The following is a 9,433-nucleotide window of genomic DNA, read 5'->3' on the forward strand; positions in this document are numbered from 1 at the left end:
ATTCAAAATCAGGATAATCAAATTCAACTAGAAATTAAAAAAAGCCACAATTCTAATATACCTTTTACACTGAGCGGTTATAAAAACAAAGAAAAGATATTTCAAAAATGGATTGTTCCTCATTTTGAAAAAGATACTATTTTAAGTTTTAATACAAAAGAATTAGATCAATTCATTATCAACGAGAATAGTTATTTTCCAGAATTAAACAAAAAAAACAATTACAAAACAACCTCTTTTTTAAAACCTAACCGCCCAATACATTTTACTTTTTTTAGGGATCTAGAAAACTCTAAACACAACCAAATTTTTTATTACCCTAACATTGATTATAATGTATATGATGGTGCTTTACTTTCCTTGATTTTAAACAATGAAAGCTTTATAGCCCGCCCTTTTAACTACGAAATAAATCCTAGTTATTCGTTTAACACCCAATCCTTAACAGGTAGTGGATTTATAGGTTATTCATTAAACAAACCTTCTAATACTAATTTTCAAACTCGTTTTACCCTATCTAGTTCTTATTACCATTACATACAAAATGCTTCCTATTTTAGGGTTATACCCGCTCTTATCTTTCGATTTCGAAATTTAGATATCACAAAAAACGAATACAAAACCCTTTCTTTTAGACAAGTTTTTGTAAACAAAGAATTTAGTCCTTTATCCAAAGACACCCTATCGCCATTAAAATATTCCGTCTTCAATGCTCGTTATTCATTTGGAAATAATGAAACCGCAAAAGGATACCATATATCAAATCAAATACAAATAAGTAATGAATTTGGTAAATACATTAATGAAATTAGCTATAGAAAACTTTTTGAAAATAATTACCAAATTGGATTACGTTTTTACGGAGGTTTATTTCTTTATAAAAACACCAATTCTTCTTATTACGATTTTGGTTTAGATCGCCCAAAAGATTACCTTTTTGACTACTCTTTTTACGGAAGAAGTGAAAAATCAGGTTTCTTTAGCCAACAAATTATTATAGCAGAAGGAGGATTTAAATCAAAATTCAACAATCCTTACGCTAATCAATGGTTAACAGCTCTTAACATAACCTCCTCTTTATGGAAATGGATTCAACTATATGGAGATGTAGGTCTCTACAAAAATAAATATGGCAATCCTAATTGGGTTTATGACACTGGAATTCATTTTAATATAGTCCCTGATTATTTTGAAATATTTTGCCCTATTTATTCAAAAAATGGATGGGAAATAGGACAAAAAAATTATGCCGAAAAAATACGTTTCCAATTTACTCTTAATCCCAAAATACTTTTAGGTATTTTCAATAGAAAATGGTTTTAGAATAATAAAAAACCTATTTATATTAAATATATCTAATTAATAACAATATTTTCATAAGAAATAAACAATTAAAAAAGATTATATTGAATTAAAAATACGAATAATTAAATTTTATTTTTTCAAAATAAAGCACAACATAACCGCTTTTTAATTAAATTTGCGTACTTACATTTAAAAAAATGGCACAAGTAGAAGAAAAAAAAGAATTAACTTTTGAAGATTTTAAAACAGAAGTTTTAAATGATTATAAAATTGCACGCATCAGTCGCGAATGTAGTTTACTAGGTCGTAAAGAAGTTTTAACAGGAAAAGCAAAATTCGGGATTTTTGGCGATGGAAAAGAAGTTCCTCAACTTGCTTTAGCAAAAGCATTCCAAAATGGCGATTTTCGTTCAGGTTATTATCGTGACCAAACTTTTATGATGGCCATAGGTGCTTTAACTATTGAGCAATTTTTTGCAGGTCTTTACGGACATACAGATTTAGCATTCGACCCTATGAGTGCTGGTCGTCAAATGGGAGGTCATTTTTCAACACATTCATTAGATGAAAATGGAAATTGGAATGACTTAACCAAGCAAAAAAATTCAAGTGCTGACATCTCTCCTACAGCAGGACAAATGCCTCGCTTATTAGGTTTAGCACAAGCATCTAAAATATTTAGAAATGTAGAAGGAATAGACACTACTAATTTTTCAGTAAAAGGAAATGAAGTAGCTTGGGGAACTATTGGAAATGCCTCAACTTCAGAAGGATTATTCTTTGAAACAATCAATGCAGCAGGTGTATTACAAGTTCCTATGGTAATGAGCGTATGGGATGATGAATACGGTATTTCAGTACACGCACGTTATCAAACTACAAAAGAAAATATATCGGAAATCTTAAAAGGTTTTCAAAGAGACCAAGCAAACAATGGTTTTGAAATACTAAATGTAAAAGGTTGGGATTACCCCGGATTAGTAGAAACCTACCAACAAGCTTCCAAAATAGCAAGAGAAGAACACGTACCAGTACTAATTCACGTCAATGAATTAACCCAACCCCAAGGCCATTCAACCTCAGGATCGCATGAACGCTACAAATCCGCTGAACGTCTCGCTTGGGAAACAGAATTTGACTGCCTATCTCAAATGCGTAAATGGTTACTAGAAAATAGTTTAGCCACAACCGAAGAATTAGACGAAATTGATACTCAAGCTAAAAAGGATGTATTAGAAGGCAAAAAAACAGCTTGGAATAATTTCACAAATCCTATAAAAACCGAAAGAGACGAATTAGTAGCAATCTTACAAAACATTGCCTCTCAAGCTACAAATAAAGTTTTTATAGAAAAATATGCTCATGATTTAAATAGCATAAAAGAACCTATTCGTAAAGACATTCTTACAACTGCACGCAAAGTATTAAGAATGCTAATACAAGAAAACAGCAAAATAACTCTAGCAAATTGGATCAGTCAATATATTGCTAAAATTCAACCTAAATTTAGCTCTCATTTGTTCTCCCAATCAGAAAACAATGTACTTGCTATCAATGAAATAAAACCTACTTATGATGAAAATTCAGAAGAAGTAGACGCTCGTTTAGTTATAAGAGACAATTTTGATGCTATTTTTGCAAAATACCCACAAACTTTAATCTTTGGTGAAGATTCTGGAAACATTGGAGACGTAAACCAAGGTTTAGAAGGAATGCAAGAAAAATATGGCGAAATGCGTGTAAGTGATGCTGGTATTCGTGAAGCCACTATTCTAGGTCAAGGAATTGGTATGGCTATGAGAGGATTAAGACCTATAGCAGAGATTCAATATTTAGACTACTTATTATACGCCATTCAAATCATGAGTGATGATCTTGCAACACTACAGTATCGTACAGCAGGTCGTCAGAAATCACCTTTAATCATAAGAACTCGCGGTCATCGTTTAGAAGGTATTTGGCATTCTGGGTCACCTATGGGAATGATTATAAATGCAATTCGAGGCATTCATGTATTAGTTCCTCGTAATATGACAAAAGCGGCTGGATTTTACAACACTCTATTACAAACAGATGAACCCGCATTAGTAGTAGAATGTTTAAATGGTTACCGTTTAAAGGAAAAAATGCCTACGAATCTAGGTGAGTTCAAGACACCTATAGGTATAACAGAAACACTCAAAGAAGGGAAAGACATAACTATAGTATCCTACGGCTCTACTTTACGTTTAGTAGAACAGGCAGCCAAAGAATTACTAGAAATAGGAATTGATATTGAAATCATTGATATTCAATCATTACTCCCTTTTGATATTAATCATGACATTGTAAAATCAGTAGCCAAAACAAATCGTTTGTTAATTGTTGATGAAGATGTACCAGGTGGTGCTGCTGCCTATATTTTACAACAAATTGTAGAAGAACAAAAAGCGTATAAATATCTAGATAGCCAACCAGAAACTCTTACTGCAAGGGCACACCGTCCAGCTTACGGTACTGATGGCGATTATTTTTCAAAACCTTCCGTAGAAGATATTTTTGAAAAAGTGTATGAAATTATGCACGAATCTAATCCTAGTAAATTTCCAAGCTTATACTAAAGTTCGATTTTTTTTTATTATAAATAGAAAAGGAAGGTATCCTAAAAAGTTACAATTTTATCATTCTGATCAAAGAATGTAAACAAACAATGCGAATTAAATAGTACTGATAATGAAGCTTTTCCTTCCCTCTAAGTAACCAAGCTAGAAGTTGCATTACTACTTTTAGACACTCTCTTTTTTATTTAGAGAATAAAAAAGACAAGGGAAATAAAAATATATGTAAATCTTATGTTAAGAAAACTAACCTCATTAATTATTTTAAACGAGGTTAGTTTTATTTTTATTATCTTATAGTAAGGACTATTTTACTAAATCATAGCGATCAGAGTTCATAACTTTTACCCAAGCTTTAACAAAATCATGTACAAATTTTTCTTTATTATCATCTTGTGCATAAACTTCTGCATAAGCTCTTAAAATAGAATTTGATCCAAATACTAAATCAACTCGTGTAGCAGTCCATTTTGTGATTCCACTTTTTCTATCAACAATGTTATAAAGATTTTCTGAAACAGGGATCCAAGTATAATTCATATCTGTAATATTTACAAAAAAGTCATTACTTAAAATACCTTCTCTTTCTGTAAAAACACCTTGTTTTACACCTCCATAATTAGTACCTAAAACTCGCATACCACCAAGTAAAACGGTCATTTCAGGAGCCGTAAGTCCCATAAGTTGTGTTCTATCTAGAAGCAACTCTTCTGGGGCAACAGCATAGTCTTTTTTTAGCCAGTTCCTGTACCCATCATGAATTGGTTCTAGAACAGAAAAAGAGTCTACATCTGTCATATCTTCTGTTGCATCCCCTCTTCCTGCATTAAAAGGTACTTTAATATTTATCCCTCCTTCTTCTGCTGCTTTTTCAATAGCTGCACAACCTCCTAAAACAATCAAGTCTGCTATACTAATATTGTGAGCCAATTCGGTTTTAATTTCTTGAAGTTTATTTAATACTTTTTCTAATCTTTGAGGCTCATTTCCTTCCCAATTTTTTTGAGGTGCTAAACGAATTCTCGAACCATTAGCTCCCCCTCTAAAATCAGAACTACGGAAAGTTCTTGCACTATCCCATGCTGTATTAATTAGTTCTGTTTTAGTTAGTCCTGAGTTCAAAAGTTTTATTTTTAACTCTTCTATTTCAGTATCATTTAATTTGTAATCAACAACGGGGATAGGATCTTGCCAGATTAAATCTTCTTTTGGTGCATCAGTTCCAAGATATTTACTTTTAGGACCTAAATCACGATGTGTTAATTTAAACCATGCTCTTGCAAATACATCTTCAAAATAAGCTGGATCTTTATAGAATTTTTCTGATATTTTTCTATATTCAGGATCTAGTTTCATAGCCATATCAGCATCTGTCATAATAGGATTTCTACGAACTCCTTGTATATGAGCATCCAACGGTTTGTCTTCTTCTTTTATGTTGATTGGTTCCCATTGCCAAGCATCTGCTGGACTTTTTCTTAGTTCCCATTCATAATTTAATAAAAGATGAAAATACGTATGATTCCATTTATCTGGAGTGGTTGTCCATGCTCCTTCTAACCCACTGGTCACAGTATTTTCGGCATTTCCTTTCCCTTCTGGATTGATCCAACCAAAACCTTGTGTTTCAACATCTGAAGATTCAGGATTTGGTCCCAAGATAGAAGCATCACCATTTCCGTGTGCTTTACCTACTGTATGTCCTCCTGCTGTTAATGCTACGGTTTCTTCATCATCCATAGCCATACGTTTAAACGTAGTTCGAACATCTTGAGCTGTTTTTAACGGATCTGGCTCTCCGTTAACTCCTTCAGGATTTACATAAATTAATCCCATTTGTACCGCTGCTAAAGGATTTTCAAGAGATTCACTATCCGCATCATCAGAATATCTTTCTTTTGCTAACCATTCTTTTTCTGCTCCCCAATAAATATCTTTTTCAGGATGCCAAATATCTTCACGTCCGCCTGCAAAACCAAATGTTTTAAACCCCATTGATTCATAAGCCATATTGCCTGCTAGGATCATTAAATCTGCCCAAGAAATTTTATTCCCATATTTTTTCTTAATGGGCCATAACAATCTACGTGCTTTATCTAAATTACCATTATCAGGCCAACTATTAAGTGGAGCAAAACGTTGATTTCCTGTATTGGCTCCACCTCGTCCATCTGCTAAACGATACGTACCTGCTGCATGCCATGCCATTCTAATCATTAAACCTCCATAATGTCCCCAATCTGCAGGCCACCAGTCTTGGCTTTCTGTCATTAGTTTTTTTAAATCATTTTTTAATGCTTCAAGATCAAGTTTTTTAAATTCTTCTGCATAATTAAATTTTTCACCTAAGGGATTTGTCTTAGTATCGTGTTGATGTAGAATATCAAGATTAAGTGCATTAGGCCACTTATCTACAACTGAATTTTGAGATTCTGTGTTAGCTCCATGATGAAAGGGGCATTTTCCTTCTTTTGAATTGTTCATTTTTTTAGTTTAAATTTTAGTTATTATTTCTCTTATCATTATTATTTGTATTAATACCCTTCTTTTTAGATTTCCCTAAAGGGTTGTTTATGAATCGAGTAATAACTTTTTAAAAAGTGTAAAACTAGATTTGGGTACTGAATTGATTACTTACAAGTATAAAACACACTTATCATATTATGGAATACTTTTACTCAAATATATTAAAAAACGATGTATTAATCAGGGAAGAATAGTTAAATTATTCGTTATTATTAACCTAAAATAGTTCAATTCAATTTATTTATAGTTTTTACAAAAAAGCCTCATTTGAAATTATCAAATGAGGCTTTTAGTTTTAATTATTTTTTTAAAATGGTAATTAGTTAGTAAATAACTTAATTGTATCTGTTTTTAAGTTTCATATAATTCAATAGGTAATTGATCGGGGTCTTGAAAAAAAGTAAATCTTTTTTGAGTAAACTCATCAACTCGTATACTTTCGGTTACAATGTTATGCTTCTTTAATTTTCTTATCATATCGTCTAAGTCTGATACTTCAAAAGCTAAATGCCTTAACCCACACGTTTCGGGTCTTGAAACCCTCATTGGGGGATTAGGAAAAGAAAATAACTCTATAACATAATTACCATTTAATGCTAAATCTAGTTTGTAAGACTGTCTTTCTTCTCTATATACTTCTCTAATAATTTCTAATTCTAAAATTTTTGTATAAAAATGTTTTGACTTTTCGTAGTCTGAACAAATAATAGCTATATGATGAATAGTCTTTAACATATTTTGTTTTACCCAGATTAGGCATTAGAATTTTATTACAGATACAATGCTTTTGAAACTAAAAAAGTACTTTTTTTGTCCTCAATATAGTAAAACTACAGCTGTGGTAAAAAATTTCCGTGTATTTTTACTTTCTTTGCCCTTTCTTTTTTCATCACAAAGTCTAACGCATAATCTGGGTTTAAATAGATTTAAGACAAAAATGATTGAATTAAATGATTTTTGAGAATTAATTAGAGTTTTTGAAGTTCTTTTAAAACAGCTTCTCCAACTCCATGAGCGGATTGTGGATTTTGTCCTGTTACGACTCTTTGGTCAACTGCTACATGAGATTGCCATAATCCTGATTTTTCAAATTTTGCACCGCGTTCAATAAGTTTAGTTTCTAGACTAAATGGTACAACATTTTCTAATTTTACAGCAATTTCTTCTTCATTAGTAAAAGCGTTGATTTTTTTACCATCAACCAAATATTTACCATTACTAAGTTTAATATTTACCAAACCTGCTGGTCCATGACAAACGGCACTTACTACTCCATTGTTTTCATAAATTTTTTGTGCAATTAGAGCCAGTTCTTCATTGTCTGCAAAATCCCACATAGTGCCATGTCCTCCTGCATATAAGATAGCTACATAGTCCGATGGATTAACATCCGATGGTTTCATTGTGTTTTGGATTTTAGCTTGATATTTTTCGTCTGCTAAAAATCTTTGATCAATAGGATCCTCATTATTTTCGCCATAATATGATGGATTACCTCCTTTAGGACTAACAAACTCTATTTCATACCCTGCATCGCTCAAAACAGCCCAAGGGTGAGTTACTTCTCCTAAATAATACCCAGTAGATTGACCTGTTTCTCCTAATTTGTCGTGGCTTGTAACCACAAATAAAATTTTTTTATTCATTTTTTTTCTATTTAAAGTTTGCGCATTTACTTGGCATAAACCACTAAAAATAACATAACTCAGAATTACTATAATTCCTGTCAAATTGTTTTGAAATAATTTATTCATTACCCTACTATTTTTAGTTGGTTACAAATTTCAACACATTCTTACTCTTATCACAGGAGATAAATCACAAGTTTTATGTGATGTATATCACACTTAAGAACTAAGACGGCTAAGGGTTTCTCTTGAAACACCTAAATAAGAAGCAATTAGGGTTTTAGGCACTCTTTGAAATAATATTGGATAATTTTCACGAAGTTGCTCGTATCTTTCTTTGGCATTGCTATTTAATAAAGAAAGTATTCTTCTTTGTAAGGCCATATAACCTGAATTGGATTTTTTTCTAAAAAAGTGTTCTATTTTGTGCATATCTGCACATAATTTTTCTCTATTACACAAGGATAGACAAAGTACTTCTGTTGCTTCAATGCAGTCTATATTTAGTATTGACTTTGTTTCATTAAAATAGGCTTGATAATCCGTAATCCACCAATCTTCCATTGCAAACTGCATGATGTGTTCTTTCCCGTCTTGATTGACATAATAAGCTTTTAAAAGACCTTTTGTGACAAAATGATCATTTTGTACAAAGTCTCCTTCTTGAATCAAATATTGGTGTTTTTTTAACTTTTTGGTTGTAAAGTGAGACAAAATATATGCAAACTCTTTATCTGTTAATGGCGTAATTTTTTCTATTTGATGTCTTAGTATCTCACTCATCTTTTTGTAAACTGTATTTTTTAAAATCGGATATTCCTTTTAGTGGCTTGACTTGCCATTAGGTAAATATAGTGTAAAAGATAAAAAATACAAAGTTAAGTTAGATGGTTTTCTGTTAATATTGATATAAATAAGTATGATTTTTTAGAAATATTTGTCCTCTAGGACTGATAACGTTTTGTATGTTTTCTTTTCTATATTATTCAGCTTTAGCAGACTCATTTTCAATTATTTTTATTTTTTCTGCTATGGAAATACAGATTGGTTTTGTAAATATTAAGTAAAAACCAATACTCCATATTATGAATACAATTTTCAAATTTTTTTTATGTCTATTTACAGAGTTCTCTTTTGTGAATAAGGGAATTAAAAATAGTGAAAGCAAGGAGTTCCACATTATAGAAAAAATTAGCATCTTAATTATTGAGTCATTGAGTCCTCTAACTAATATGGAATCTGAATAATTAATTCAAGTTGCTAGTTTAAAAATGAAAAACAAAGCAAAAGGTTAAGTAAATTTGTTTTGCTAACCAATAAACGAAACCCATGCTTTGTAAAGACAAAATTATATCATTTTTTTGTTTAATTGATGAT

The 9,433-nt window shown here is 31.3% G+C and carries 5 protein-coding genes and 1 pseudogene; 2 read left to right on the plus strand and 4 right to left on the minus strand.

The genetic code is table 11. The features are described from left to right. Both B0A78_RS12610 and B0A78_RS12615 read left to right on the plus strand, forming a co-directional pair. Positions 1–1,323: pseudogene (locus tag B0A78_RS12610) on the plus strand (aminopeptidase); the annotation flags it as partial. A gap of 179 nt (positions 1,324–1,502) precedes the next feature. Next, a complete protein-coding gene (locus tag B0A78_RS12615; RefSeq protein WP_014165257.1) occupies positions 1,503–3,905 on the plus strand; it encodes an alpha-ketoacid dehydrogenase subunit alpha/beta in 2,403 nt (800 codons plus the stop codon). A gap of 303 nt (positions 3,906–4,208) precedes the next feature. Here the strand turns inward: B0A78_RS12615 and katG are convergent, their stop codons facing one another. From katG to B0A78_RS12635, 4 genes are all read right to left on the minus strand, one after another. Continuing rightward, a complete protein-coding gene (gene katG, locus B0A78_RS12620) occupies positions 4,209–6,386 on the minus strand; it encodes a catalase/peroxidase HPI (protein ID WP_065213513.1) in 2,178 nt (725 codons plus the stop codon). Positions 6,387–6,779: 393 nt separating this feature from the next. Then, the gene (gene gloA2, locus B0A78_RS12625) at positions 6,780–7,163 is read right to left on the minus strand and encodes an SMU1112c/YaeR family gloxylase I-like metalloprotein (RefSeq protein WP_014165255.1); all 384 of its coding nucleotides are present in this window, start codon (positions 7,161–7,163) and stop codon (positions 6,780–6,782) included. 233 nt (positions 7,164–7,396) lie between these two features. Further along, positions 7,397–8,182: a type 1 glutamine amidotransferase domain-containing protein gene (locus B0A78_RS12630; RefSeq protein ID WP_014165254.1), complete on the minus strand. Its 786-nt coding sequence runs from the start codon at positions 8,180–8,182 to the stop codon at positions 7,397–7,399. A gap of 93 nt (positions 8,183–8,275) precedes the next feature. Further along, on the minus strand, positions 8,276–8,839 hold the full coding sequence (locus B0A78_RS12635) for a Crp/Fnr family transcriptional regulator (protein WP_097609725.1): 564 nt from the start codon (positions 8,837–8,839) through the stop codon (positions 8,276–8,278). Between the last annotated feature and the right edge of the window lie 594 nt (positions 8,840–9,433).

Source organism: Flavobacterium columnare NBRC 100251 = ATCC 23463, from assembly GCF_002530675.1.
In the GTDB taxonomy this organism is placed as follows: Bacteria; Bacteroidota; Bacteroidia; order Flavobacteriales; family Flavobacteriaceae; genus Flavobacterium; species Flavobacterium columnare.

What these genes read in the sequence shown, in the direction of transcription:
- B0A78_RS12615 (WP_014165257.1), top strand. Translation starts at nt 1,503, where the DNA reads ATGGCACAAGTAGAAGAAAAAAAAGAATTAACTTTTGAAGATTTTAAA.
- katG (WP_065213513.1), bottom strand. Translation starts at nt 6,386, where the DNA reads ATGAACAATTCAAAAGAAGGAAAATGCCCCTTTCATCATGGAGCTAAC.
- gloA2 (WP_014165255.1), bottom strand. Translation starts at nt 7,163, where the DNA reads ATGTTAAAGACTATTCATCATATAGCTATTATTTGTTCAGACTACGAA.
- B0A78_RS12630 (WP_014165254.1), bottom strand. Translation starts at nt 8,182, where the DNA reads ATGAATAAATTATTTCAAAACAATTTGACAGGAATTATAGTAATTCTG.
- B0A78_RS12635 (WP_097609725.1), bottom strand. Translation starts at nt 8,839, where the DNA reads ATGAGTGAGATACTAAGACATCAAATAGAAAAAATTACGCCATTAACA.